This is a genomic window from Exiguobacterium sp. s138 (assembly GCF_018618775.1).
GTDB classification, from domain to species: Bacteria; Bacillota; Bacilli; order Exiguobacteriales; family Exiguobacteriaceae; genus Exiguobacterium_A; species Exiguobacterium_A artemiae.
Genome location: NZ_JACSMW010000006.1, coordinates 15,749 through 42,435 on the forward strand (window position 1 = coordinate 15,749; position 26,687 = coordinate 42,435).

22 protein-coding genes are annotated in these 26,687 nt (G+C 48.5%); 18 read left to right on the forward strand and 4 right to left on the reverse strand.

Annotated elements, in window-relative coordinates; genetic code table 11:
* Nucleotides 1-16 precede the first annotated feature (16 nt).
* The 5 genes from KNP91_RS12270 (at nucleotide 17) to ligA (ending at nucleotide 6,680) form a co-directional block, all read left to right on the forward strand.
* Nucleotides 17-1,396, forward strand: a complete 1,380-nt coding sequence (locus KNP91_RS12270) for a TrkH family potassium uptake protein (RefSeq protein ID WP_214850278.1) — start codon at nucleotides 17-19, stop codon at nucleotides 1,394-1,396.
* A 12-nt stretch (nucleotides 1,397-1,408) separates the two neighbouring features.
* A complete protein-coding gene (locus KNP91_RS12275; protein WP_131504454.1) occupies nucleotides 1,409-1,633 on the forward strand; it encodes a hypothetical protein in 225 nt (74 codons plus the stop codon).
* A gap of 84 nt (nucleotides 1,634-1,717) precedes the next feature.
* A complete protein-coding gene (gene pcrB / locus KNP91_RS12280) occupies nucleotides 1,718-2,401 on the forward strand; it encodes a heptaprenylglyceryl phosphate synthase (protein WP_131504455.1) in 684 nt (227 codons plus the stop codon).
* A 44-nt stretch (nucleotides 2,402-2,445) separates the two neighbouring features.
* Nucleotides 2,446-4,671: a DNA helicase PcrA gene (gene pcrA / locus KNP91_RS12285; RefSeq protein ID WP_214850279.1), complete on the forward strand. Its 2,226-nt coding sequence runs from the start codon at nucleotides 2,446-2,448 to the stop codon at nucleotides 4,669-4,671.
* A gap of 14 nt (nucleotides 4,672-4,685) precedes the next feature.
* A complete protein-coding gene (gene ligA, locus KNP91_RS12290) occupies nucleotides 4,686-6,680 on the forward strand; it encodes an NAD-dependent DNA ligase LigA (RefSeq protein WP_012369371.1) in 1,995 nt (664 codons plus the stop codon).
* A gap of 93 nt (nucleotides 6,681-6,773) precedes the next feature.
* Here the strand turns inward: ligA and KNP91_RS12295 are convergent, their stop codons facing one another.
* Nucleotides 6,774-7,346 (reverse strand): class D sortase, encoded by a 573-nt coding sequence (locus tag KNP91_RS12295; RefSeq protein WP_114596947.1) that lies wholly within the window; start codon nucleotides 7,344-7,346, stop codon nucleotides 6,774-6,776.
* 134 nt (nucleotides 7,347-7,480) lie between these two features.
* Between KNP91_RS12295 and KNP91_RS12300 the strand changes: the two genes are divergently transcribed.
* The 3 genes from KNP91_RS12300 to KNP91_RS12310 all read left to right on the forward strand — a co-directional run bounded on the left by KNP91_RS12300 (nucleotide 7,481) and on the right by KNP91_RS12310 (nucleotide 10,920).
* A complete protein-coding gene (locus tag KNP91_RS12300) occupies nucleotides 7,481-8,659 on the forward strand; it encodes a CamS family sex pheromone protein (RefSeq protein WP_026829293.1) in 1,179 nt (392 codons plus the stop codon).
* Nucleotides 8,660-8,877: 218 nt separating this feature from the next.
* Nucleotides 8,878-9,732, forward strand: a complete 855-nt coding sequence (locus KNP91_RS12305) for a MurR/RpiR family transcriptional regulator (RefSeq protein WP_214766567.1) — start codon at nucleotides 8,878-8,880, stop codon at nucleotides 9,730-9,732.
* 12 nt (nucleotides 9,733-9,744) lie between these two features.
* On the forward strand, nucleotides 9,745-10,920 hold the full coding sequence (locus tag KNP91_RS12310) for an amidohydrolase (protein WP_214850281.1): 1,176 nt from the start codon (nucleotides 9,745-9,747) through the stop codon (nucleotides 10,918-10,920).
* Nucleotides 10,921-10,984: 64 nt separating this feature from the next.
* Here KNP91_RS12310 and KNP91_RS12315 read toward each other — a convergent pair whose 3' ends face one another.
* Nucleotides 10,985-11,176, reverse strand: a complete 192-nt coding sequence (locus KNP91_RS12315) for a YwbE family protein (protein WP_012369376.1) — start codon at nucleotides 11,174-11,176, stop codon at nucleotides 10,985-10,987.
* Between the two features lie 192 nt (nucleotides 11,177-11,368).
* Between KNP91_RS12315 and KNP91_RS15880 the strand changes: the two genes are divergently transcribed.
* The 3 genes from KNP91_RS15880 to glsA all read left to right on the forward strand — a co-directional run bounded on the left by KNP91_RS15880 (nucleotide 11,369) and on the right by glsA (nucleotide 15,895).
* The gene (locus KNP91_RS15880) at nucleotides 11,369-12,235 is read left to right on the forward strand and encodes a DnaJ C-terminal domain-containing protein (protein WP_214850283.1); all 867 of its coding nucleotides are present in this window, start codon (nucleotides 11,369-11,371) and stop codon (nucleotides 12,233-12,235) included.
* Nucleotides 12,236-12,242: 7 nt separating this feature from the next.
* On the forward strand, nucleotides 12,243-14,816 hold the full coding sequence (clpB, locus tag KNP91_RS12325; protein ID WP_214850285.1) for an ATP-dependent chaperone ClpB: 2,574 nt from the start codon (nucleotides 12,243-12,245) through the stop codon (nucleotides 14,814-14,816).
* Nucleotides 14,817-14,962: 146 nt separating this feature from the next.
* Entirely contained in the window at nucleotides 14,963-15,895 is a 933-nt protein-coding gene (glsA, locus tag KNP91_RS12330) for a glutaminase A (protein WP_012369379.1), read from the forward strand.
* Here the strand turns inward: glsA and KNP91_RS12335 are convergent.
* On the reverse strand, nucleotides 15,892-16,674 hold the full coding sequence (locus KNP91_RS12335; protein WP_214766571.1) for a CHAD domain-containing protein: 783 nt from the start codon (nucleotides 16,672-16,674) through the stop codon (nucleotides 15,892-15,894). The genes glsA and KNP91_RS12335 overlap by 4 nt on opposite strands.
* A 96-nt stretch (nucleotides 16,675-16,770) precedes the next feature.
* Between KNP91_RS12335 and KNP91_RS12340 the strand changes: the two genes are divergently transcribed.
* From KNP91_RS12340 to KNP91_RS12360, 5 genes are all read left to right on the forward strand, one after another.
* Complete coding sequence (locus tag KNP91_RS12340; RefSeq protein ID WP_214766573.1) at nucleotides 16,771-18,126, forward strand: MATE family efflux transporter; 1,356 nt, start codon at nucleotides 16,771-16,773, stop codon at nucleotides 18,124-18,126.
* A complete protein-coding gene (gene mprF / locus KNP91_RS12345; RefSeq protein WP_214850288.1) occupies nucleotides 18,123-20,681 on the forward strand; it encodes a bifunctional lysylphosphatidylglycerol flippase/synthetase MprF in 2,559 nt (852 codons plus the stop codon). The genes KNP91_RS12340 and mprF overlap by 4 nt, the downstream gene beginning before the upstream one ends.
* Before the next feature lie 148 nt (nucleotides 20,682-20,829).
* Entirely contained in the window at nucleotides 20,830-21,975 is a 1,146-nt protein-coding gene (gene nagA / locus KNP91_RS12350; RefSeq protein WP_214766577.1) for an N-acetylglucosamine-6-phosphate deacetylase, read from the forward strand.
* 6 nt (nucleotides 21,976-21,981) lie between these two features.
* Nucleotides 21,982-22,740, forward strand: coding sequence for a glucosamine-6-phosphate deaminase (gene nagB, locus KNP91_RS12355; RefSeq protein ID WP_026829284.1), 759 nt, complete (start codon nucleotides 21,982-21,984; stop codon nucleotides 22,738-22,740).
* Nucleotides 22,741-22,952: 212 nt separating this feature from the next.
* The gene (locus KNP91_RS12360; RefSeq protein ID WP_214766579.1) at nucleotides 22,953-24,050 is read left to right on the forward strand and encodes an LCP family protein; all 1,098 of its coding nucleotides are present in this window, start codon (nucleotides 22,953-22,955) and stop codon (nucleotides 24,048-24,050) included.
* Between the two features lie 122 nt (nucleotides 24,051-24,172).
* Here the strand turns inward: KNP91_RS12360 and phnF are convergent, their stop codons facing one another.
* Nucleotides 24,173-24,907 (reverse strand): phosphonate metabolism transcriptional regulator PhnF, encoded by a 735-nt coding sequence (gene phnF, locus KNP91_RS12365; protein ID WP_012369386.1) that lies wholly within the window; start codon nucleotides 24,905-24,907, stop codon nucleotides 24,173-24,175.
* Nucleotides 24,908-25,035: 128 nt separating this feature from the next.
* On the opposite strand from phnF, the gene KNP91_RS12370 reads away from it, so the two are divergent.
* A complete protein-coding gene (locus tag KNP91_RS12370; RefSeq protein WP_214850291.1) occupies nucleotides 25,036-26,187 on the forward strand; it encodes an alanyl-tRNA editing protein in 1,152 nt (383 codons plus the stop codon).
* Nucleotides 26,184-26,612, forward strand: coding sequence for a GNAT family N-acetyltransferase (locus KNP91_RS12375; protein WP_214766583.1), 429 nt, complete (start codon nucleotides 26,184-26,186; stop codon nucleotides 26,610-26,612). Before KNP91_RS12370 ends, KNP91_RS12375 begins: the two co-directional genes overlap by 4 nt.
* The last annotated feature ends 75 nt before the right edge of the window (nucleotides 26,613-26,687 follow it).

Below are 26,687 nucleotides of genomic sequence, written 5' to 3' on the forward strand. Positions count from 1 at the left end.
AGGAGGACGAAGCCGGATGGATTTAGCGTATCAACAAAAACTGCAACACTTCATTCGAAAACTGACGCCGATCCAGTCACTCGTCATCATTTATTTTGTTGCCGTCATCATTGGTGTCATTTTACTTGGGTTACCCTGGTCGACAAAAGGCAATTACGACTGGGATTTCACGGATCTCGTATTCATGGCCGTCAGCTGTGTCAGCGTGACCGGATTGACGACCGTCTCCGTCTCGGACACATTTACGACGTTTGGGTACTTTATGATCATGATTTTGGTCCAGGTCAGCGGAATCGGTTTGATGTCCCTGCATATTGCGATGTGGGTCATCCTTGGCAAGCGGATCGGCTTTCGGGAGCGGCAACTTGTCGTCCGTGACCAAAACCAGACGACGATGCAAGGGGTCGTTAAATACATTCGGGAAGTCATCATCATTATCGTGTCGATCGAAATCATTGGTGCTCTTATTTTAGGTTTGTATTATACGAAGTATTTTCCGACCCTCGGCGAAGCGATGTTGCAAGGACTATTCGGTTCCGTCAGTGCGACGACCAATGCCGGATTCGATATTACCGGAGAATCACTCCTGCCGTTCCGGGGAGATTTATTTGTCGTCTTCATGCAAATTCTGCTGTTGACGCTCGGTGCAATCGGCTTCCCGGTCCTGGTTGAAGTCCGGCGGTACATCTCGTACCGGGCGACCCGTCAAGCGACCCGTCAACCGTATCACTTTTCATTATTCACGAAATTGACCGCTTCGACGTTCTTTATCCTGGTCTTATTCGGAACGGTCAGTCTGTTGCTGTTTGAGTGGAATCAATCGTTTAAAGGATTGCCGGTTAATGAAAAACTGGTCGATGCCCTGTTCCAATCCGTGACGACCCGAAACGGCGGACTGACGACCGTCGATATCACATCGTTCTCACAGGCCTCGATCTTTGTTTTGTCGATTCTGATGTTCATCGGAGCGTCGCCGTCCTCCGTTGGGGGAGGGATTCGGACGACGACATTTGCCGTCGCCGTCCTCAGTGTCATCGCCTTTATTCGCGGCGAATACGGCATCAAGATTTTTGGACGCGAGATCGGACAGTCGGACATTTGGAAAGCCTTTGTCGTCATCGTCGTTTCGACCGGTGTAACGATGATTGGACTGATTGTCCTGCTGATCTTTGAAGATGCCCCGTTCCTCGTGCTGTTTTTTGAAGCCTGTTCCGCGTTCGGAACTACCGGATTGTCGCTTGGAATTACAAATGAGTTATCCGATGTCGGCAAATGGACCTTATCCGTCCTGATGTTCATCGGACGGATTGGTGTTATTTCGTTTGTCCTGTTGCTGAAGGCGAATCAACCAAAACGGAATTACAATTATCCGAAAGAATCAGTCATCATCGGTTAAGGAGGTTGTGACGTGAATCGGACATTTTGGATCAACTTTGGTTATATCTTTATGGTGCCGGCTTTACCGTTTTTAGCACTCGTCAACGGACGGGCGCTCTGTTCGCCGGATTCCCCGTTACTGGATATCCCGGTCCTGGGTTTTTTCCTGGCAGAACCGTGGGCGTTTGCCGTCCTTTATGCCTTTTTTGCACTGGGGCTTGCCGCGTTGTTAACGAAACGCCAGGTCCGGACTTGAATGGCTTCTCCCATCCCGCTCTGCGCGAGATGGGATTTTGTTTTATACTGGGTACAGAGAATGAGAAGAGAGGATGGAACGAACATGTTGTTACCCTATAACGAATGGCGTCATGTCTTTAAACTCGATCCGGCAAAAGAGATTGAAGAGGCTGCTCTTCAAGCGATTGCGACTTCGGGAACGGATGCCATCATCGTCGGAGGGACCGATGATATCACCCTCGATGCGACACTGGATTTACTGATGCGCTTGCGGCGGTATCCGGTCGCTGTGGCACTGGAAGTATCGGAGCTTGAGGCCGCGACGATGGGATTTGATGCATATTTGACGCCGAGTGTCCTCAACAGCGGAACGCTTGAGCACGTGATTGACAAGCAAGTCGAAGCGCTGGAAGAAGTCGGACATATGCTCGCGCATCAAGATCTGGTCGGGGAAGGGTATATCGTCCTGAACGCTGACGCCAAGGTCGCCCGTGTCACACAAGCAAAACCTCTTAATGATGATCAAGTGGTCGCTTACGCGCAACTGGCGGACAGTGTCTTTCGGATGCCGATCATTTATCTCGAGTACAGCGGTATGTATGGTGATCCGTCACTCGTCGCCTCCGTCAAACGGGTCTTGAAGCAAGGCCGTCTGTTCTACGGCGGTGGTATTGATTCCATCGAACGGGCACAGGAGATGTTGACACATGCCGATACGATCGTCGTCGGCAACATCATCTATGACAATTTAGAAGCGGCACTTGCGACTGTCGCAGCAACACGATAAAATATAAGAACAAAAGTTCGGAATATAGAAATGAGGCTATTTAGATGTTTAATTTAAGTGAACAGCTTGTCAGCGGATTGAACCCGGAACAAGCAAAGGCAGTCAAACACACCGATGGACCGCTCTTGATCATGGCGGGAGCAGGCTCCGGGAAAACCCGTGTCCTGACACACCGCGTTGCCTATTTGATGGCAGCAAAACAGGTCGCTCCGTGGAATATCCTGGCGATTACGTTTACGAATAAAGCGGCACGTGAGATGCGTGACCGGATTTCACGGTTGGTCGGCGGTGTCGCGAATGACATCTGGGTCTCGACCTTCCACTCGATGTGTGTCCGGATGTTACGGCGTGACATCGAAAAAATCGGCTATAACCGGAACTTCACGATTCTTGATTCGAGCGATCAACAGTCAGCACTGAAGCTCGTCTTAAAAGAACAAAACCTCGATCCGAAGAAGTGGGATCCCCGGTCGATGCTGTCGATCATCTCGAGTCAAAAAAATGAACTGCGCAGTGCCGAGTTCTACGCGTCCATCGTCACGAATCCGTATGAAAAAACGGTTGCTGAGATTTATAAAGGATACGAAGCGGTCCTGCGTCGCAACAACGCCCTTGATTTTGATGACTTGATCGGGAAGACGACAGAACTGTTTAAACAAAATCCGGACGTCCTGTCGTTTTATCAACGAAAGTTCCAATACATCCATGTCGATGAGTATCAAGATACGAACAAAGCCCAGTATGATCTCGTCAATCTCCTGGCAGCAGCCCACCAGAACCTATGTGTCGTCGGGGACTCAGATCAGTCGATTTATCGCTGGCGCGGAGCCGACATTGCGAACATCCTGTCGTTTGAGGAAGATTATCCGACAGCAAAAGTCATCCTGCTCGAACAAAATTACCGGTCGTCAAAACGAATTCTCGATGCAGCGAACCATGTCATTCAAAACAACAGTACCCGTAAAGACAAAAAACTCTGGACGGAAAACGCGGAAGGCGAAAAACTAATTGTCCACACGGCGGAAAACGAACGCGAAGAAGCGTTTTATATCGTCCAGGAAATCCGGAATGCGTTACGTTACGGCATGAAACTAAACGATATCGCGATTCTGTACCGGACGAATGCCCAGTCACGGGCGATTGAGGAAACGTTGCTGAAATCGAATGTTCCGTATAAGATGATCGGCGGCACGAAGTTCTATGACCGCAAAGAAATCAAGGATGTTCTGGCCTACCTGCGCCTGATTTCCAATCCGAACGAAGACTTGTCGTTTGCCCGGATCGTCAATGAACCGAAACGCGGTATCGGAGCGACGACGATTGATAAATTGCGTGATTTTGCCGACCTGCAGGGTGTCTCCCTGATGGAAGCGATCCGTGATATCGAATTGTCGAGCATTGCGCCGAAAACGGCAGCCAAACTGACGGATTTCCGGACGATGATTCTCGGCTTACAACAAATGCAGGAATTTATCAGCCTGTCTGAACTGGTGGAAGAAGTCCTTGAGAAAACCGGATACCGCCAAGTGTTAAAAGAAGACAAAACACTCGAAGCACAAAGCCGTCTTGAGAACATCAACGAGTTCATCACGGTTGCGCAAAACTTTGAAAAAGAGACCGAAAAAGCCGATCCGGAAGAACAAACAATCATCGCGTTCTTAACCGATTTGACGTTGGTCGCCGATGTCGATTCGCTCGATGAAAGTGATCCGGGGGAACAGGTCACCTTGATGACGTTACACTCCGCCAAAGGGCTTGAGTTCCCAATCGTCTTCCTGATTGGAATGGAGGAAGGTTTGTTCCCGCACAGCCGCTCCCTGCAGGATGAAGACGAAATGGAAGAAGAACGTCGTCTGGCGTACGTCGGGATTACACGGGCTGAAAAACGTCTGTATCTCTCACACGCGCGGATGCGTTCGCTGTATGGTCGGACGAATGCCAATCTCGAATCCCGTTTCCTTGCCGAATTACCGGAGGAAGTACTGGAGCGGACCGGTAAAAAACCGAAACCGTTGCCATGGGAAGACCGTCCGGTACCGCAAGGGAAAGCCGTCATCGGTCGTTCGGTCACGAAACCGACGGCGATGAAGACATCAGGCGCGGAGTCACTCGGCTGGAACGTCGGGGACAAAGCGGAACATGGAAAATGGGGACGCGGAACCGTCGTTCAGACACGCGGAGCAGGGGACAGCTTAGAAATCGATATCGCCTTCCCGGAAGTCGGTGTCAAACGGTTGCTTGCGAAATTCGCACCAATCAAAAAGGTATGAGTGGAGGCGTCAAGATGATAGAACAGGCACGAATCGAGGAATTACGCCAAAAGTTGAACCAATACAGTTACGAATATTACGTGCAGGATCAACCGACTGTTCCGGACAGCACCTATGATCAATTGTTACGGGAACTGACGGAACTTGAAACGGCACATCCGGAACTGATCACGCCAGATTCACCGACGCAACGCGTCGGTGCTGCGGCGCTCGATGCCTTCGAGAAGGTGACTCATGATTTACCGATGCTATCGCTCGGCAATGTCTTTGACGAAACAGAAATCCGGGAGTGGGTCGCCCGCATCGAACGCTCACTCGGCCGGTCGACGACGTATGTGGCAGAGTTGAAGTTTGACGGACTTGCGATTTCCTTGAAGTACGAAGACGGACAACTTGTCCGTGGTGCGACGCGGGGCGACGGAACGGTCGGCGAGAATATTACACAAAACCTGCGGACAATCAAAGCCTTACCCCTTCGGTTACGTCGAAATGAGACGGTCGAAGTCCGAGGGGAAGCCTATATGCCGAAACAATCATTTGAACGCTTGAATGCGGACCGGGCAGCACGTGAGGAAGCCTTGTTCGCCAATCCGCGTAATGCAGCAGCAGGGAGCTTACGCCAGCTCGACTCGTCGATTACGGCATCCCGCAATCTGTCCTTATTCGTCTACGGTGTCGGTGTCAATACACTGAGTGCCCGTTCGCACAGCGAAGCGATGCTTCAGCTGGCTGAGCTCGGGTTACCGACGAACAAGGAGATGCAGACGTGTGAGACGGTCGAAGAGATTTTAGCCTACATTGCCCACTGGACGATGGAACGTTCTAATTTACCGTATGAAATCGACGGTATCGTCCTGAAAGTTGACCGGTATGACGATCAGGAAGAACTTGGCTTCACGGCGAAAAGTCCCCGCTTTGCGACGGCGTATAAATTTGCCGCGGAAGAAGTCATGACGACAGTCGAAGAAGTTGATTTCAGTGTCGGACGGACAGGGAAAGTCACGCCGCGCGCCCGGTTTGCGCCGGTCGTCGTCGCCGGATCCACCGTCAGTTATGCAACATTGCACAACGCGGACTTCATCACGGAAAAAGATATTCGACTGCACGATCAAGTCATCATCAAAAAAGCCGGAGACGTCATACCGGCAGTCGTCAGCGTCGTCGTTTCAGAACGGACAGGGAACGAACAACCGATCGAATTTCCGGCTCATTGTCCGGCCTGCGAGTCGGAACTTGTTCGATTGGAAGGCGAAGCGGATATTCGGTGTGTCAGTCCGGAGTGTCCGGCCCAGCTTGTCGAAGGCATCATTCACTTCGTCTCGCGTCAAGCGATGAATATCGACGGTCTCGGCGAAAAAGTCGTGCGTCAATTGTATGAACATGAAGCCATCCGGACGCTCGCCGATTTGTACCGCCTCGACCGGGATGAATTGTTGACGTATGAACGGATGGGTGAAACGTCGGTCGATAATCTTCTGACTGCGATTGAAGCGTCGAAGCAAAATTCTTTGGAACGGTTGATGTTTGGTCTCGGGATTCGATTGGTCGGTCAAAAAGCGGCGTACCTGCTGGCAGAGCGGTTTGATTCACTCGACGGCATCGCACAGGCGGAATATGAAGATATTTTAGCGATTGATGGAATCGGCAGTAAGATTGCCGATTCTGTGACGAAGTATTTTGAACATCCGGAAGCGCAAGCCTTGATCAAGGACTTAGCAGAACTCGGACTGAACCAACAGTTTCTCGGACAACGGGTCGATCAATCGAATGCACCGCTCGCCGGTAAAACGATTGTGTTGACCGGAACGCTCGAATCACTGAAGCGTTCAGAAGCCGGGAAACGGCTCGAGTTGCTTGGTGCGGACGTGACCGGCAGCGTCAGTAAGAAAACGGACATTTTGGTAGCCGGAGAAAAAGCCGGTTCGAAATTAACGAAAGCCGAGTCGCTCGGAATCGAGATTTGGAATGAAACACAATTGCTTGAAGAGTTGGCGAAATACGAAGGATAACAGAAAATCCGTCAAACAGATGATTTAAATAAAAACAGGGGAGGTGGCATGCATCATGCGCCTTCCCTGTTTCGTATTGAAGTGTACGGAGAATTACAACGATTCGGTTTTGATTAAAATCCCTTGTTTAATCAAACGATTGGTTGCCGTTTCCGGCGGATCACACGTAATCAGTGTAAGGGTTGCTTGCTTGACGTCTTGATTTAAGACGGACAAATCCGTTGGTTTGACAAGTTGTGAGGTCTTCATTTGATAGGTATACCGATGACTTTTTGTCGTCACGATGACATGTGCACCCGTTTTCAACTCGGGCAGACGGTTGAAATGCAGTCCTTTCGTGAAACTTCGGTGTCCCGCTAAGGCGTAATTCCCTTTACCGGGCGCGCCGGTTCCTTTCAGATGACCGATGCTTTGATCAAGAATGGTCGTCGAAGCACCTTCTAAGATGACCTGTTCAAAATCAAGTGATGGAATCGTCAGTAAGCCGCTACCGTTTGTTGCGACCGGTTTCTTCGTTTCCTTGGCATCGACCGCCTTTAAATTTTGTGTCCATTGCTGTTTTAGTTCGTCAGCGGCCTGTTGTTTTTGATGATTGGTATACATCGGCCAAAGAATGAGCAGGATGCCGGCAATCAAAAGAAGAAGACCAAGAAGTCGTCGTTTCATAAAAAAATCCTTTCATCTGCTGAAAAGCAGGATATACTTTTTTGAAAATCAGGGAAAAACTACACCTTCCCCGATGGAAAACTATTCTGTTATGATAGAGAGAACGATTTTGAAAACATGGGGTGCGAAAACAGATGAAATCTAAAAAAATAGTCGCGTTGACGTTGACGAGTACATTATTCCTCGGCGCGTGTTCGTTTGATTTATCACAAAAAAGCGATACAAAAGAAGTCATTACAGAGAGTGAACAAGGAAAAGAAGTCCAGGCTGTCGTCAGTCCGGCGATTGATACGACCGATTCCTATTACCGGACCGTCTTACCGTTCCGGCCGAGTGTCGCTCGCGGGATGACACAAAAACGAGTCAGTTCACGCCTGGAGCTGGATGAAATCGAGACCGGATTGATGCGTCACTCCACTCAATTTTTTGCTCCGGATAAATACTATTATCAAGAAGGACAACTGCTCGAGGCCGATCAAATTGCCCAGTGGTTGTTACGAAAAGGAAAAGCCGGGGATGGTGTCAGTGATCCGAACGGCTTGAACCCTGCCTATACGACCGGAAAGTCTTACAAAGAAAAAAACCAAAAGTCTCCTTTGATTCTATCGCACATTTTGGAACAGGACTACATGTTGGAAGAAGATAAAAAACTCGAACTCGGCGGGACATCCGTCGCTTTAGTCTTAAACAGCGAATATGTTTTCCAGGATGAAAACTACGGTCCGACCTATACCGTGAAACTCGACGAGAAAAAAGTCATCGCAGAAGGAAAACGGATGGCAAATGAATTGGTCAAGAAAATGCGGAAAACGGACGGTATCAAAACGACACCGATCCACGTCGCCTTGTATTTGCAGGAAAGTGAAGGGTCACCGGTTTCCGGACATTATGTATCTTCCGCCTTTATCGGGCGCGGCAATCAGATCAGTTCGAACGACTGGAAGAACTATGATGAAAAATATTATTACTACCCATCGGGTGCCGCGACGAACGATGTCCGTGATGATGCCGCGAAGTTTGATTTGTTCAAGGACCGCCTCGAAGACTATTTCCCGAACTACACCGGTATGATGGGAGAAGGCTTTTATCAGGAAGGTGAACTGAAGAAGTTGGAAATCAAGATTCCGGTTCAGTTTTACGGAAAAGCAGAACTCGTAGCGTTCATTCAATATGTGACCTACTTGCTCGAAAATCGTTGGGAATACAATCGGAATGTCCCGACAACGATTACCGTCACGAACTTGAACGGCGATACGGAAGCGATGTTATTCATCGAGCCGGATACGAAAAAACCGATTGTCAAAATCCGTTGATTTCATTTGAACAGACAGGCTCCTTGCGCAAGCAGGAGTCTTTTTTGTTGAGTCTAAGCTGACTTTTAAGCACAACAAAACAACGATTTACTATTGTCAGATTTCTTTAGATTTACGAAAGTCGTCTTGAAAGCGCATAATAGAAAAGAAGCATCATGCGAATCAGCAGAGACACGCTGGATTCGCCTGTTTTAATCCATGGTAAGGGAGCGGGTCGCATGAAAGGTGGTATTTTTTCACAGATTAGCGCCGTCCACGAAGAGTTGCCTTCTTCTTCGCGGAAAGTCGCTGATTTTGTTTTAGCGCATATGAATGAAATCGCGGGGATGACGATTCATCATTTAGCCGAGGAATCGGGAACAAGTGCCGCAGCGGTCGTCCGTTTTTGCCGGGCACTCGGTTTAAAAGGATATCCAGAACTGCGGATGCGGATTTCAGCGGATACGGCACGAACCGATTTAAAGGGGTATCATGATATTGAAAAAAATGAACGGCCTGCTGACTTAGTGGAAAAGACGGTCAGCAACAGCATTCAAGCCTTACAAGATACGGCGAAACAATTGAGTGAAGACCGGATTGCCGAAGCGACGGACGTCTTGGACCAGGCACGTGCCATTTACTTTTACGGAATCGGGGCATCGAACGTCGTCGCGCTGGATGCTGCCCAAAAATGGACACGCGTCGGGAAACTGACGATTCAGGAATCGGATCAACATCTCGTCGCGACGATTCTTGCGAACGCCAGTCCGGATGATGTCTTTTTTGCGATTTCTTACAGTGGTGAAACCGAGGAAGTCGTCGAGTTAATCCGGCTTGCCAAGATTCGCGGGCTGAAAGTCATCAGTTTGACGCGGTTCGGGGATAACCGGGTCAGCCAGTTGGCGGATATCGCCTTATGGACGTCACGGGCGCCGGAAGCGCCGTTACGCAGTGCGGCCTTAAGTTCGCGTCTCGCCCAGTTGTTTGCGATTGATGTGTTGTTTTTATCCTATGCTGCCGTCCATTATGACGATACGATCGAACGGCTGCAGTATACACGGGAAAGCGTCAAGATGTTGCACAGTAAAAAATAGGGGGCGTACATAATGAAACAGACAGTGGAAGAGATGGTGGAGCAGTTATTTCCAGTGATGGTCGAACGGCGTCGGTATTTACATCAACATCCTGAGTTGTCGTTTCATGAGGTCGATACCCCGCAATTCATTGCGGATCGATTGACGGAGCTTGGGATTGAAGTCCGGACCGGTGTCGGTGGCCGGGGGGTAGTCGGAACGATTCGCGGAGGAAAACCGGGAAAAACGGTCGCACTGCGGGCAGACTTTGATGCGTTGCCGATTCAGGATGAAAAAACCGTCGATTACCGGTCGACCGTGCCCGGTGTCATGCATGCATGCGGACATGACGGCCATACAGCGACGTTACTTGCCGTCGCCGAAATTCTGGTCCGTCAGAAAGAACAGTTGGCAGGGAACGTCGTCTTGATTCACCAACACGCGGAAGAAGTCGTTCCGGGCGGGGCACGGGACATGGTTGCCGACGGATGCCTCGACGGTGTCGATGTCATCTTCGGAACCCATCTGTGGTCGACGACGAAACTTGGAACGATTGGTTACCGGATCGGTCCTGTCATGGCAGCGGCCGATAAGTTCGAGTTGACGTTGTTCGGGCGCGGGGGACATGGCGCGAAGCCACACGAAACGATTGATGCCGTCGTACTCGGGGCGACGGTCGTCAAAGAGTTGCAAAGTATCGTCAGCCGCCGACTCGATCCCCTTCAACAAGCGGTCTTGACCATCGGAACACTGCATGCCGGGAATACGTTTAATGTCATTGCCGACAGTGCGGAACTGACCGGGACAATCCGGACATTTGATCCGGAAGTCGCTGAGCAAATCGTCCACGAAATGGAACGGACGATTAAAGGCGTGTGTGACGCGGCAGGGGCGATCTATTCGTTTACGTACGAAAGAGGATATCCGGCGGTCGTCAATCATCCGCAAGAAACGAACCTTTTACGGACCGTTGCGTCTGACATCATGGGTGCGGATCACGTCTTTGAAATTGCTCCGACGATGGGTGGCGAAGACTTCGCGTATTATCTGCAACAAGTACCCGGCACCTTTTTCTTCACAGGAGCAGGCGACGAAACCTTTTATCCCCATCACCACCCGAAGTTTGACTTTGAAGAGCAGGCGATGCAGCATGCAGCCCGTATTTTAATCGAAGTGACCTTACGTTATCTCGAAGAGTCCAGTAATTGACGAAAAGACACCCGTTCTCCGGCAGATGATGACCGGAAAACGGGTGTCTTTTTCATGTGCTGTCTTATAAGATTTCCTGAACCCGACCGACTTGTCCGTCTTCGAGACGGACTTTGATTCCGTGCGGGTGATTCGGCGACTTGGTCAACAGGTCCTTGACGATTCCTTCCGTCCGTTTACCTGTCCGCTGGTCTTGTTTTAATACGATACTGACGTGTTGTCCGATTTTAACATCGGCGCGTTTTTTACCATCCATGTCTTGATCGCTCCTTTTTCATAATGCTAGTTGTCAGTATATCATGGTTTCCCGGAGCGAAACTTGTTTGAGGAAAATGCGTAAAGTGAAAAGAACAAAAGAATCGTCAAAAAAAGTTTGACTATATTTGACCAATTGGCTGACCAATTCTATAATTAAGATACAGAACAAAAAGTTAAGGGAGTGATCAGCGTGGCGAAAGACTATTATCGAACGCTTGGTGTCGAGAAGACAGCATCGAACCAGGAAATCAAACGCGCATACCGGAAGCTTGCGAAACAATACCATCCGGACGTCAATCAGGAAGCGAGTGCGGATCAGCGTTTCAAAGATATCCAGGAAGCGTTTGATGTCCTCGGGGATGAAGAAAAACGGGCACAGTATGATCAATATGGAAGTAACTATGAACGGATGGCTGGAGCGGGGTATGGACAGTCAGCCGACTATGACGATCTTTTCCGCCAATTCAACGGGCGTCAATCCCGATCGACCGGATCGGCAGGGCAATCGTTTGGATTTGAAGATATGTTCGGGTCATTTTTTAGTCAAGAACCGGAAGAAACGGACGAAGAACTCGAATTGACGGTTCCGTTAAGTCATCTCAGTCAGAATGACAAGGTGACGATCCGACTGGCGACAGGAGCCATTCAAATGAGTCTGCCGAAAGATTTGTATGACGGAAAAAAAGTCCGGTTACGCGGGAAAAGTTCGAAACGCAACCGTAAAGGAATTGCGGGAGATGTGTACGTGACGATTCATCTGAAGGATGATGAGCAATTCCGCCGGCAGGAAACCGACGTCATCTCGACTGTCCGTGTCTATCCGACGGTATTTGTTCTCGGGGGAGAAGTCGTGGCAGATACGTTGGAAGGAAAACGTGTCAAATTAAAAATCAAGCCCGGCACAAAACCCGGGTCCCGTCTCCGTATCCCGAATCGGGGACTTAGTAACCGGGAAGGACATCGCGGTGCCTTGTTGGTACAACTGGAAGTCAAACTGCCGGAAATGGAACCATCGTTTTATGAAGAATGGGAAAATCGTTTATCTGTGAAGGAGTGACGGAAAAATGGATTTCGAAAAATTAACGGACCGGGCACATGAAGCCATCGTATCGGCACAAGCCATTGCCAAACAACGTCGACACAGTGAGATTACAGAGTGGCACTTGTTGCTGGCTCTGCTTTCACAAGAAGAGGGGATTGCACGGATTGTTTTTGAGAAGCTCGACCAACGGATTGATCAGCTGGAGACAGGAGTCAATGAAGCACTCGGACGGTTACCGGCGCTTGCTCAATCTTCGACGCCGCGAATCAGCAACTCCTTATTGCAGGTGTTGACGGAAGCAGAAACCGAAGCCCGTTTGATGCAGGACGATTACGTTTCTGTCGAGCACTTATTGTTAGGTCTTGTGAAACAATCGAGTCCGGCGACACAATATTTGCGGAGCCAGGGTGTGACCGAACAGGTCTTGCGGGAAGCGATTGTTGAAATGCGGGGCAACCGGAAGGTGACGACAAAAAATCCGGAAGCGACCTTTGATGTCCTGAAGAAATATGGACGGGATCTTGTCGCGGACTTCCGGTCCGGTAAAACGGATCCGGTCATCGGACGGGATGACGAGATTCGCCGGGTCATCCGGATTCTCAGCCGCAAAACAAAAAATAATCCCGTCCTGATCGGCGAACCGGGGGTCGGTAAAACGGCAATCGTCGAAGGACTGGCCCAACGGATTGTCCGGGGCGATGTACCGGAGAGTCTCAAAAACAAACAGTTGTTCAGCCTCGATATGAGTACACTTGTCGCGGGTGCCAAATACCGTGGCGAATTTGAAGAACGTCTCCAGGCAGTCTTAAATGAAGTCAAGGAAGCCGAAGGACAGATTCTGTTATTCATCGATGAATTGCATACGATTGTTGGTGCCGGAAAAACAGAAGGCGCGATGGATGCCGGAAACATGCTGAAACCGATGCTTGCCCGCGGCGAGCTGCATTGTATCGGTGCGACGACTTTAGATGAATACCGGAAATACATCGAAAAAGATCCGGCACTCGAACGCCGTTTCCAACAAGTGCTGGTCGCGGAACCGGATGTCGAAGATACGATTTCGATTTTACGTGGGCTGAAAGAACGGTTTGAAATCCATCATGGTGTCCGGATTCATGATAATGCCCTGGTTGCGGCAGCCATCTTGTCAGACCGGTACATCACGGACCGTTTCATGCCCGATAAAGCGATTGATTTAGTCGATGAAGCATGTGCGATGATTCGGACCGATATGGAATCGATGCCGGCGGAACTGGATTCGTTAGTCCGACGTGTCATGCAACTTGAAATTGAAGAAGCAGCACTGAAAAAAGAAACCGATGAAGCATCCCGGAAACGACTCGAGACTCTGCAACAGGAACTCAGTTCTGTCCGGGAAGACGAAAATGCGCTCCGGACACGATGGGAACGCGAGAAAGACAGTTCCCAAAACGTTCAGCAGTTGCGGGCAGATCTTGAAAAAGCAAAACTCGCTCTTCAGGAAGCAGAAGGACGATATGATTTGAATACAGCGTCTGAAATCAAATACGGACAGATTCCGGCACTTGAAAATCAGTTGAAAGTGGCGGAAGAATCAGCGGAACACGTCTCGCATGAACTCGTCCGGGAAGCTGTGACAGACGAAGAAATTTCCGATATCGTGTCGAAGTGGACGGGAATTCCCGTCAGCCGTCTTGCACAAGGGGAACGCGAAAAGTTACTGTATTTAGAAGATACGTTGCATGAACGTGTTTTTGGTCAGGATGAAGCAGTCCGGCTGGTTTCGGATGCTGTCATCCGCGCACGGGCGGGAATCAAAGATCCGAATCGTCCAATCGGTTCGTTCCTGTTCCTTGGACCGACAGGGGTCGGGAAAACGGAGCTTGCGAAAGCTCTCGCAGCAGCCATGTTTGACAGTGAGGAACACATCGTTCGGATCGATATGTCCGAATACATGGAGAAACACAATGTTTCCCGCCTGGTCGGAGCACCTCCCGGTTATGTCGGTTATGAAGAAGGCGGTCAATTGACGGAAGCCGTCCGCCGGAGTCCGTATTCGGTGTTGTTGTTTGACGAAATCGAAAAAGCACATGGTGACGTCTTTAATATTTTACTTCAAGTATTGGACGATGGCCGTTTGACTGATGCTCAAGGACGAATGGTCGATTTCAAGAACACAATTGTCATCATGACATCTAACATCGGATCGAATATTTTGCTCGAAGCGGCAAAAGACGGGGAGATTGATGCGGCAGAAGAAGAAGCGGTCCGTCAAGAGCTGAAAAAGTATTTCCGGCCAGAATTCCTGAACCGGATTGATGACACGATCCTCTTCCATCCTCTCCACCGGGCGGAAATCGAACGGATCATCGACAAAGCAGTCAGCAAGATGGCAGATCGTCTGTCCGGTCGTGAAATTACAATCGATGTAACAGAAGCGGCAAAAACGTTAATTTTCAACGAGGCGTTTGAACCACAATACGGTGCACGTCCAATCAACCGGTACATCCAGCGGACGATTGAAACGAAACTGGCACGGGCTCTGATTAGTGGCTCCATCCAGGATGGTTCGCATGTCGCGATTGATACAGACGGTACAGAATTGGTTATCCGCTAAAGTATAGTTCAAAAGGTCGTCTCATCCTCTGACTGTCAGAGGGGAGACGACCTTTTTCATGAGAGGGAAAACTAAAAAGAACAACGGCATATCTCGTGACGAAAAAGCATGATAAGCTAATGAAAACGACAGGAAGAGGGACTACGATGAACGTAACGCAACAACAACTAGAAGAGTTGATCGCTGAATGTCGCCCCTATACCGTACTTGGACAGGTGGCGAGTTATATACCAGAACTGGCAAAATCGGAACCGACCCAGCTTGGAATCGCTGTTTGTAATGCAGACGGCAGTTTTGTATCAGCGGGAGATGCCGAAACGATGTTCACCTTACAAAGTGTTTCAAAAATCATCACGTTAGCCTTTGTCCTCGAGACATTTGGTGAAGATTACGTGTTCTCGAAGGTCGGTATGGAACCGACGGGAGACGCATTCAACTCGATTGCGAAGCTTGAAGAGACGATCCCGACGAAACCCCTTAATCCGATGATCAATGCCGGTGCACTCGCGGTGACGAGCATGTTACCGGGGGAAGACGCCGCCGATAAGCTGAACCGGTTACGCCAATTCATTGCCGATCTGCTGGACATCGAACTTGATATGGTCAAATACGACGCAGAGGTCGCTAAATCCGAATTCGAGACGACCGACTTAAATCGGGCTCTGCTGTACTTCATGCGGTATCATGGAGTCATCGAAGGAAACGTGGAAGAAATCATCGATGTCTATACGAAGCAGTGTGCGATTTTGACCAATTGTAAAGGACTCGCAATGATGGGGAAAATCTTAAGTCAGTCCGGAAAAACACCATCCGGGAATCAAGTCATCTCCCGCCGGAATGCACGGATTATCCGGGCGATCATGACGACATGCGGCATGTACGATGCGTCCGGTGAATTTTCAGTCCAGGTCGGGTTACCCGGAAAAAGCGGGGTATCGGGTGCCATCGTGGCCTGTGGTCGCAGTGACTTCGACATGGCGGACCTTGGAATCGGTATCTTCGGACCGGCACTTGACCTGAAAGGAAATTCGATTGCCGGAACGAAGATGCTGGAGTTGCTCGTCCAGCGTCATCCTTAATCAAACGACAGTTGATCGAGCAGTTTCGAAAGCTTTTTCTCAAGACGGGTGATTTCTTTTTGTTGTTGCGCAAGCTGGTCGTCAGGAACGCTGAAAAGACGCCAGCGTTCGAGGCGGTTATACGTATCATTGATGTCACCTAATTGGGTTTGAATCCGTTTTAACCGGTCGACGGACGATTTCGGAAAATCGGTATAAGGACGTAAATACTCGACCGTATAGCGGTAAAACTTCGTTGCAAGCCGTAACTCATGCATCATCTGAATCCGCTTGTTCCCTTCCTTATGCTGAATTTTTTCATAGTGAAGTTTCTTTTTATCAAATCGTTTTTCAGCTGTCTGAAGAAGATCTTTTTCATCAATCCGTTTTAATTGTTTTGTTAACCGGCCGGCTAAAAATCGACGGACGGAGCGGTCCAGTTCATCAGAAATCAACAGATGCATCGTTTCCAGTAACGTGGCCCGTTTGCCTTGTAGTTGTAAGGCAAGATGTTCCGCGAATAACTGTTCAATGGGAGAAGTAACAGCTTGTTGACTAAGTTGGACATCAAGATCCCGGACTTGACCGAACGCAGCCATCAATCGTTTCCAAATGAGATAAATCGGTTCCTCCGTTTGATCCACCAACTTCGCGAATGTGATTAATTTACGTAAACGGATCCGCGCCTGGTGAACGTCTTCCGGGTTTTTAAATGTTTGGGCTTCCTCGGCATAATGATTAAATGTCGACCAGGTCTCAAGTAATTCAAAAGTTAGATTTTCCGCATCACGATGATTCAAATGAATCCCTCCTTAAATAATTTACGTAGAACAAAGAGCGAACCTGGATGTTTTAATAAAAATAGGGGGCAGATGGCCCTGAAATGTGGTGGAACAATGTTAGAGACAACTACGCTATCGGGAAAGATTCAACAGTTCATGAAAATTTTCTTTCCGATTCTGGTTACACAGGTAGCGTTTTACTTAATTAGTTTTTTTGATACGGTCATGGCAGGTCGATACGGTTCGGCTGATTTAGCAGGCGTCGGCGTCGGAGCCAGTCTGTGGGCACCGGTTTACACAGGATTGACAGGGATTTTATTAGCCGTGGCGCCACTTGTGTCCCAAGCAATGGGGGCACGAAAAGAACGAGAAGTGAAGCGGATTGTGATTCAGGCTTTATATGTGTCCGTCGTCATCATCGTGTTGACGATTGTACTAGGACTGGTGCTCGTGAATCCGATTTTGAACCAAATGGAATTATCGGATCAGGCACGTCATGTTGCCCGCATCTATCTCGTCATGTTAGGTTTTGGAATTATTCCGATGTTCGTCTTTTTTGTCCTGCGTACCTTAATTGATTCGTTAGGAAAGTCGAACATCACGATGACGTTATTATTATTCTCTTTACCCATTAATGTTGCTTTCAATTATCTGTTTATCTTCGGAAAGTTCGGTTTCCCGGAACTAGGCGGCATCGGAGCAGGCGTGGCGACAGCCATCACCTACTGGATTTTATGTATCGCGGTTGTCGGTGTCGTCTTAAAAGGCGAACTGTTTCAACGGCTCGGGATTCTCCGTCGTTTTTATAGACCGGATGTAAAGAGAATCAAGGAACTGGTCTTGCTCGGTGCGCCGATCGGTTTAGCGATTTTTTCGGAAGTCAGTATCTTTTCAGCTGTGACTTTGCTGCTTGGCGCCTACGGCGATGTCGTCATTGGAGCCTATCAGGCAGCCATCAACTTTGCTTCGTTCGTCTATATGATTCCGCTCTCGGCCGCATCAGCCCTGACGATCACGGTCGGGTTCGAAATGGGTGCCAAACGGGTCAAGGACGCTGTTCAATACGTATGGATTGGCCTGTTGCTGTGCCTGGTTGTCTCCCTTTTCTCAGGTGGATTGCTGTACATTCAAAATGAACGGATTGCGGCACTTTACAGCAACGATCCGGCGGTCATCAAAATGGCGGCTCATTTCATGATTTTAGCGATTTTCTTTCAATTGTCCGATGCGGTCGCAGCACCCACTCAAGGGGCGCTTCGCGGATTTAAGGATGTCAACGTCACATTTATTTTGACGATTACCGCGTACTGGGTCATCGGACTGCCACTCGGATTTTATTTTGAGCGGTTTACGGAACTTGGACCAGACGGATATTGGTGGGGTTTGATCATCGGACTCGCTGTCGGAGCCAGTCTGCTGTTGTTGCGCCTGATGCATCTTGTCAGAAAATCAAAGGAGGTCGCGAAATGAGATTCAATAAACAACGTTTGCTGACGGTGGCGAAAATCATTTTGCCGATTGTCTTGATTGCGTTCATTTTTTATCAGGGACAAAACGAATTAAGAAGCTTATCGTTAAAAGAATCGATTCGGGCGATTCAGCAAATTCCGTCCTGGAAGTTCATTTTATTGATTGTGTCGGGACTTGCAGCGGTCGCGACGATGTTTTTTTACGATTTCTTTTTATTGCGTTCGCTTCAAGTGAAGGTTCCGATCGGGCTGATTTTCCGGGCATCTTGGATTGCCAACTCGTTTAACGGGATCATCGGTTTTGGAGGACTTGCCGGAATGGGCGTCAGAACAGCCCTCTATCGACCGTTCGTCGAAGGAACCCGGTTATTGAAAGCCATCGGTTGGATGGCTCCGACACTGATCAGCGGATTATCGATTTTATCGGCATTATCCTTATTAAACGTTTTTCCGGCGTTTGAAGTGTTGGATTTAAAGAAATGGTTATGGCCGGTCATCATCGGTGTTGCCTTTTTCTTCCCGGTCTATCTGTTGTTTACTTTCCGACGGGGGAGCAGCAGTATCCGTCCGTCATCCATTGCCCTCTATTCGCTTGTCTCACTGGCGGAATGGTTCAGTGCGGGAGTCGTCGTCTATTTCATTCTGGCGGCACTCGGAACGGATGTCAGTTTTTCTAAAGTCATCGGTGTTTTCATCATCGCCGCAACTGCCGGATTGATTTCGATGGTGCCAGGTGGATTCGGTTCGTTCGACTTGGTTTTTTTGATTGGCATGCAGCGCGCCGGTGTCGAAGAAGGTATCGTCCTTACCGGATTGCTGATTTATCGTCTGGTGTATTATTTGATTCCATTCGTGATCGGCGTCATTTTCTCGGCGCGTGAGTTCAGTGGTCCGGTCGTCAAGATGATTGAGGATAAACCGATTGTCGGTCCGTCTGTTGAGGTCGGTGGTGTCATTTGGCGGCTTCAGTTACGCTTTTTAAGTAAAGTACGACATTTTACGTTAGCCTTAATTACGTTACTCGCAGGCATCGCGATTTGGGGGTTGGCGATTTTACCGCCTAACTCGACGCAGTATGAATACTTGGAAGCCCGTCTGCCGCATGAATTGTTGCTGCTTGCGAACAGTTTCTTTTTGATGGCCGGCTTGTTGTATGTACTGCTTGCCCCGTCTCTGTACCGACGGACGAAACGTTCGCTGTATATGATTTATGGTGTTTCGGCTTTTGCTTTGATCGGGATGGCACTGCGCGGATTTAACTTGATTTCCTTGTCTGTCGTGTTGATCGTACTGGTTTTAGTGACGATGTCACGAAGTGCCTTTCATCGTGAACGGACGCTGATCACGACGACTCGACTGATCCGGGCCGCTTTTGCCGGTTTTTTATACCTCGGTGGATTCATCTTTTTCGGATACGCCTTTTACACACTCGGTTCGGCTGACGGGACAAGGGTGTATCCTGCCCATGAGATCTTCATGTTTGCCGCGAGTGCAGCGATTTTTGCACTTGTCTACACACTCGTCTTCATTCGTTTGTTCAATACCTTTAATCAGCCGGTCTTGGGTGAAAAGTTAGATCTGCAAAAAGTTAAGGATGTCTTGACGGAAGAAGGGGGAAATTATTTAAGTCACCTGGCTTTTCTCGGCGATAAACGCTTTTTCTTCTCCGAATCCGGACGTTCATTTATTCAGTTCAGTCAGACCGGAAACCGGATTATGATGCTTGGTGATCCGAGCGGAAATCCGGAAGAGCATTCCCAGTTGATTGCCTGTTTCTTACGGCGTGTCGAGGATTTAGGTTATATCCCGAACATCTATCAGATTCAGGCACAGAACATGTCGTTGTATCATGATTTCGGCTTTAATTTCTTTAAGCTTGGTGAAGAGGCGATCGTCGACATGACGACCTTTACCGTTTCCGGGAAAAAACGGGCCGGCTTACGTTCCATTAAAAATCGTTTTGAACGGGAAGGGATGACGTTTGAAGTCGTATCGCCTCCGTTTAGTGAAGCGTTATTGGATCAATTACGTGACGTCTCGGATGAGTGGTTGGGAGGGAAATTCGAAAAAGGATTTTCATTAGGTTATTTCAACGAGTCTTATTTGAATCAAGCGCCGATCGGCATCATGCGTGATGCCAATCAGCAGATGCTTGGCTTCATGACATTCATGCCGGCGTATCAGGAAGGTGTTCTCTCGATTGATTTGATGCGTTTTCGTCCGGATGGTCCGAACGGGATTATGGATGCCATGTTTATCCGCTTGTTTGACTATGCGACTGAGCAGGGCTACCATACCTTTAATATGGGAATGGCTCCGCTCTCATCCGTTGGTGAGGACGAAACATCATTTTGGCAGGAACGTGTAGCTGCCGATGTATTCAACAACATCCGCTACATGTACAGCTTTACCGGGTTGAGACGCTATAAGGAAAAATATGATCCGAAGTGGGAAGGACGTTACCTCGCATACCGTAAACGTCAATCGTTAACGATTGCGATTTTAAAAGCGACACGTCTGATTTCAAAGAAAAAAGACCGGATTTTATTGCCGTAAGTAAAGAAGATTCTGGACTAGACTCCGGAATCTTCTTTTTCATAGTTGATTAAATGTATAAAGGTCTATACAACTAGAATCAACAACGGTATACTAATGGTGAAGATATATCACTTGTCGGAATTGAAAAGAGAAAGGAAGAAACAAGATGCCAAGCATGATTCATGCAGAAATTTATACGGGACAAACCGTCATTCAAGATGGATTCATCCGCTTTGAAGAGACCATCCAAGAAATCGGAAAGATGTCAGATTACACACCACGCGACGAAGTCGTCATCAATCTTGAAGGGAAACGACTGATTCCAGGAATGATTGATGTTCATATCCATGGTGGATATGATGTCGACACGATGGATGCGGATGCGGAAGCGATGCACCGGTTGAGTAAGGCGATGCTTGCGGAAGGCGTCACGTCTTTTTTTGCGACGACGATCACACAAGACTGGGATCAGATTACGCAGGCATTGAAAGTCACGCGAGATGTCATCGATTCCCGGCAGACGACGATTGAAGGCATTCATCTAGAAGGACCATTCATCAATCCGGACTATGCCGGAGCCCAACCGTTGGAATACATCGTCGAACCGGATGCGGATCAATTTTTAAAATGGCAACAAGCATCCGGAAATCAGATCAAACTGGTCACGTACGCTCCGGAACGGTCGGGTGCCCGTGATTTTGAAGCGGCTGTTCGAGAGACGGGCGCGATTCCATCTGCCGGACATACCGATGCGACATTTGACCAAAATCATTTAGGCAATGTCACCCACGGGACACATCTCTATAATCAAATGCGTGCCTTGCATCACCGGGAACCCGGCACCGTCGGATATTGCCTCCTCGAACGATCGGTATACGCGGAAATCATTCCGGACGGGATTCACAGTTCGAAAGAGATGGTCGAATTTGCTTACCGGATGAAAGGACCAGACCGTTTGACGGTCATCACTGATGCCATGCGAGCGAAGGGATTGTCGGACGGAGAATATGAACTCGGCGGACAGACGGTGCACGTCAAGGATGGAGCTGCGCGTCTTGCCAGCGGGAACTTGGCAGGCAGTGTCCTGACGATGGATCAGGCATTACGCAATATCATCACCTTTACCGGTTGTTCACTCGAACAAGCAGTACAGATGACTTCAATCAACCAGGCAGAAGAATTTGGCTTAACACATAAAGGACGACTCGAGCGGGGCAAGGATGCTGATTTTGTTGTATTGACGGCAGACTTGAAAGTGGAACAAACCGTTCACCGCGGGGAAGTGCACCGATTTACAAACGGAAAGGGGTAACAACTGATGAAATGGATGATTGTAGAAAAAGCAGAAGAATTGGCAAATGTCTCTTACCAACTGCTCAAACAGGAGATTGTAAGACACCCGGAAGGATTGACGATCGGACTTGCGACCGGCAGCTCTCCGCTCGGTGTATATGAAGAATGGCGCAAGGATCAAGTCGATTGTCGGCATGTGACGACCGTCAATTTGGACGAATACGTCGGACTCAGTCCGGATCATGCGCACAGTTATCATACGTTCATGCAGGAGCATTTGTTTGATGCGGTCGACTTCAAAGAATCGTATGTACCGATTGGAAATACAGTTGATCCAAGTCAAGAGAGTGAACGGTATGAACAGCTTGTCCGGAAGTTAGGCATCGATATTCAGTTGCTCGGCATCGGTTCGAATGGTCATATCGCGTTTAATGAACCCGGCACACCTTTTGATGCCAAAACCCACGTCACCCAACTGACCGAGTCGACCCGGATTGCCAACCAACGATTTTTTGACCGGTTGGAGGATGTGCCGACAGAAGCTATTACGATGGGGATTGGAACGATCATGGAAGCGAAGAAGATTCTGTTAGTGGCTTCAAGCGAGCGAAAAGCGGAGGCGATTCGCGATATGATGGAAGGTCCGGCGACGACTGCATGCCCGGCAACGATTTTACAACGGCATGCCGATGTGATGGTTGTCCTGGACGAAGAAGCCGCAAGCTTGTTATCGGACGAAGCGAAACGAACAGGCCGAGCTGCCTATACGAACTTCATGAAATGAAACAACAACTCGTCTTTGATGAGACCGGACTACTTTAGACCGGTCTTCTCAAGAGGCGAGTTTTGTATTTAATTTTGGTTTAGCTGTTTCATCGCAAAAACAGTGAAATCACATCTTCTTAATCGAATCGTAAATTGACATTTTAATAAAAGTCGGGATAATGGAGAATAGTGAACTTTACAGAAAATTTACATGAAAATGAGGGCTTACAGATGCAGACGAGATCAGCAAGAAAGAGGAAACCGAGTGCTGGCAAGATGTTCATCAAAGTGATCGCTGCCTTGTTATTACTTTTGACCGTTATCGGTTCCGGTTATGCGGGAGCGGTTTTCATAAAGACGCAGGAAACTCTGGCGAGAACACAAATCAACATTCCGGGTTCGAAAGTCAGTTCGAAATATGATGATGTTCCGTCCGAATCTTTTTTGATTCTAGGAACGGATGAGACAAAAGCTAGTAAAGAACGCAAGGAACCGGCACGATCGGATGTCATGATTGTCGGTGTCTTGAATAAGAAGACCGAGCAATTGGTACTGACTAGTATTCCACGGGATTCACTCGTCAATATTGATTACTCTAAGTACGATGTGCCGTACGGAAAAACGGGTGTCGAGCAGGATAAAATCACCCATGCGCATTATTTTGGTTCGATGGACAAATCGAGTTCATACAACGGCATTAAACTGGCACGTGAGACGACTGAAAATCTGCTTGGCATTGAAATCAACCATGTCGTTAAAGTTAACTTCCAAGGATTCGTTCAGTTGATCGATGCGCTTGATGGAGTTGATATCGATGTGCGTTATGCGTTCAAAGAACAGGATTCAGCTCGTAAAGCAGGAACGATCACTGTTCCGAAAGGTCTGCAGCATTTGACTGGGGAACAGGCACTCGCTTACGTCCGAAATCGCCATGATGATCCACTCGGAGATATTGGCCGAGGACAAAAGCAGATGCAAGTCATTCAAGCTGTTGCGAAAGAAGCGGCAAGTTTCCGTTCGCTCGGTGCGTATCGCGACATCTTAGACGCTGTAGGCGACAATGTCGAGACGAATTTAGGTCCAAACGATTATCTCCGTTTAGCTGATTTTACGACAGCTCTACGTAATACGACGGAATACCAGCTCGCAGGTGAAGGATACATCGGAATCAGCGGGAAATGGGAATACCATCTTGATCCGAATCAACTTGATCGTGTCAAAGCCAACTTGACCAAGGCGATGCAAGGACAAGAAGTATCACCAATGAAAGAAGAGACAAGCACACCGTCGGAAACGGATTCGACGACAGTCGAGCAGCCGGTTCAATAACCGTTTAAGACGAATGATCCTAAAAAAGCACATGTTTCAGATACTTTCTTGAAAAGTATCTCGAAACATGTGCTTTTTGATTTGAAAACAGGAGAGGGCTCTCTCCTGTTTTCAAATCAGACTCAGCGTTGCCGTTCCATTTCGACTGTGAATGTGTACCGATCGCCACGATAAGCGGAGATGACGTATTCAAACGGTTGATCGGTGGCAAGGAAAGTCAGTTGCTCGACGGACAAAACAGGTGAACTGACCGACAGACCGAGATGTTGCGCTTCTTCTTTTGTCGCGAGACGTGATTCGAAAGTTTGACTGGCACGACCAAGATTCAGTCCACTGGCTTCTGCAAAGGCATAAAGTGACGTGATGGCAACGTCCTGGTTCAAACCGGGTAACAACTGTTCAGGAATATAGACGGTTTCGAGCGCAAGCGGTTGTTCGTTTGCGATGCGTAACCGTTTTAATTCATAAATTTTGGCACCTTCACGAATCCCGAGTTTATTCGCAATCGTCATTTCAGCAGCAATCGTTTGATAAGACAGCAGTTCACTCGCCGGTTCCAAACCAAGATGTTCCATCTCTTCGGAAAAACTGGTTAATCCGGACAGTTGCATGACGATTTTTTTGTTGGCGACGAATGTGCCGCGTCCTTTTTGACGAATGAGATAACCAGCGTTAACAAGATTCGAGATGGCTTGACGGACAGTCATCCGGCTGATTTGATGGGCTTCGGCAAACTCGCGTTCCGAGGGGATCAAATCGCCGGGTTGTAACAGACCCTCCTCGATTTGTTGCTTCAAGGCAGCCTCGATTTGGTAGTAGATTGGAAGTGGTGAATTTTTATTGATATGCTGAATCACGGCATTTCGTCCCTTCGCGGTCGATAGTCTTTCATCTAGTGTACTAGGAAATGGAGATGTCGACAAACGATTGTAAGTGATTTGTGTCATAATAGAAGCAAATTCAGTGCTGAAAAGGTGGAATGAAGATGCGTTCAGAGCAAATTTATCCGGACGTCCGGACCTTCGAATCAATCGTGACAGGTACGAAGGAAGAACAAGGCTACTGGGTAAGATTAGAACAAAGTTACTTTCATCCGGAGAGCGGGGGGCAGCCTGCCGATCGGGGAACACTCAACGGGGTTTCCGTCCTCGATGTCCAGCTTCAAGAAGGGGATGTCTGGCACCTGCTCGACAGTCCGCTTCTTGAAAACGAAGTGCAAGGTGAGGTCGATGATGTCATTCGAACGGATCATGCGGCGCAACATACAGCACAACACGTTATTTCTGCCATTCTTCAAGACGAATTTCAAATCAAGACAGTCAGTTTCCGAACCGGCACAGAAGAATCGACGCTTGATCTCGATCTCGGTGACTGGGATGAGACGCTTCAAAGTCGTTTGGAGGAACGTTTACGGACGGTGATTCAAGCGAACCTCTTGATTACGGCAACGGAATATACAGAAGAAGAAGCATTGCAGTTACCGTTACGAAAAACACCACAAGTCACAGGAAAAATCCGGGTCGTTCAAATCGGTGAACTGGATTACAGTGCCTGTGGAGGAACGCATCTCGCCTCGACGTCGGAACTGGAACTGATTTTATTCACGGGACTTGAAAAGGTTCGCGGGAATATTCGTTTAGCGTACGTTGCAAAAGACCGAGCGTTTCGATTACTGACGACCGAACGGCGTGTCCTGACAGAAACTGCACGTGCAGTATCAGCTAAAAAAAATCAGGTCCATCTTGTTGTGGAAGACCTGAAACAGGAGCAAGTCCGTCTGAACCGTCAAATCGGACAGGCAGAAGATCTGCATGTCAAAACGGTCTTAAAACAGTTGCTCGCAACGGATGAACCGGTTCTCACCGTACGGCATGATCAAGAGGATGTCCGTTTTTCAGAAAAACTGTTGAAAGCCCTGGCTGAAACAGGACGGACAGGATTCGTCTGGAACGAAAACGCCAAAAAATTATTCATGTGCAGCGCTGGATCCATTCATCTCGGAAAATTTGCCAAAACCCATTTAAAGCAGTTTAATGGACGGGGCGGCGGAAGTGAAAACAATGCCCAAGCAGTATTCCAAACGTATGAAGAGGCACAAGCTTATGCAGAAGCATTAAAGGAGGAATTACATACATGACAGTGATTCAAGTAAAAACAACCGAACAAAAACAAGCGGTCCGAATGATCCGGGAACGGGTTTTCGTCGAGGAACAAGGCGTTCCGAGCCATTTGGAATATGATACGCATGATGAAACAGCGATTCACTTGCTTGTCCTCGATGAGATGAATCATCCGGTTGCGACGGGGCGGACCCGTCCGTACGATGAGCAACGGATGAAGGTCGAACGCGTCGCGACCCTTGCGGCGACAAGAGGAAAAGGATACGGCGGCGAGCTGATGCAGGCGATGGAGCGGATTGCCCGCCGTGAAGGTCGGACGATTTTGACACTCGGTGCCCAGGTCCAGGCAATTCCGTTTTATCAAGGGCTAGGTTATGCGATTGTTTCCGATGAATTTGACGATGCCGGCATCCCGCACCGGACGATGGAGAAAAAAATTTAATGCTGATTTTTTGAGAAATCCTGAAAAAAGGGTTTCTTTTTTTAAAAGTCTATGTATATATATAATTCATAGTGA

Bases quoted from the DNA above. Each gene is read 5' to 3' on its own strand.
- KNP91_RS12270 (WP_214850278.1), top strand. From the start codon at position 17: ATGGATTTAGCGTATCAACAAAAACTGCAACACTTCATTCGAAAACTG.
- pcrB (WP_131504455.1), top strand. From the start codon at position 1,718: ATGTTGTTACCCTATAACGAATGGCGTCATGTCTTTAAACTCGATCCG.
- pcrA (WP_214850279.1), top strand. From the start codon at position 2,446: ATGTTTAATTTAAGTGAACAGCTTGTCAGCGGATTGAACCCGGAACAA.
- ligA (WP_012369371.1), top strand. From the start codon at position 4,686: ATGATAGAACAGGCACGAATCGAGGAATTACGCCAAAAGTTGAACCAA.
- KNP91_RS12295 (WP_114596947.1), bottom strand. From the start codon at position 7,346: ATGAAACGACGACTTCTTGGTCTTCTTCTTTTGATTGCCGGCATCCTG.
- KNP91_RS12300 (WP_026829293.1), top strand. From the start codon at position 7,481: ATGAAATCTAAAAAAATAGTCGCGTTGACGTTGACGAGTACATTATTC.
- KNP91_RS12305 (WP_214766567.1), top strand. From the start codon at position 8,878: ATGAAAGGTGGTATTTTTTCACAGATTAGCGCCGTCCACGAAGAGTTG.
- KNP91_RS12310 (WP_214850281.1), top strand. From the start codon at position 9,745: ATGAAACAGACAGTGGAAGAGATGGTGGAGCAGTTATTTCCAGTGATG.
- KNP91_RS12315 (WP_012369376.1), bottom strand. From the start codon at position 11,176: ATGGATGGTAAAAAACGCGCCGATGTTAAAATCGGACAACACGTCAGT.
- clpB (WP_214850285.1), top strand. From the start codon at position 12,243: ATGGATTTCGAAAAATTAACGGACCGGGCACATGAAGCCATCGTATCG.
- glsA (WP_012369379.1), top strand. From the start codon at position 14,963: ATGAACGTAACGCAACAACAACTAGAAGAGTTGATCGCTGAATGTCGC.
- KNP91_RS12340 (WP_214766573.1), top strand. From the start codon at position 16,771: ATGTTAGAGACAACTACGCTATCGGGAAAGATTCAACAGTTCATGAAA.
- mprF (WP_214850288.1), top strand. From the start codon at position 18,123: ATGAGATTCAATAAACAACGTTTGCTGACGGTGGCGAAAATCATTTTG.
- nagA (WP_214766577.1), top strand. From the start codon at position 20,830: ATGCCAAGCATGATTCATGCAGAAATTTATACGGGACAAACCGTCATT.
- nagB (WP_026829284.1), top strand. From the start codon at position 21,982: ATGAAATGGATGATTGTAGAAAAAGCAGAAGAATTGGCAAATGTCTCT.
- KNP91_RS12360 (WP_214766579.1), top strand. From the start codon at position 22,953: ATGCAGACGAGATCAGCAAGAAAGAGGAAACCGAGTGCTGGCAAGATG.
- KNP91_RS12370 (WP_214850291.1), top strand. From the start codon at position 25,036: ATGCGTTCAGAGCAAATTTATCCGGACGTCCGGACCTTCGAATCAATC.
- KNP91_RS12375 (WP_214766583.1), top strand. From the start codon at position 26,184: ATGACAGTGATTCAAGTAAAAACAACCGAACAAAAACAAGCGGTCCGA.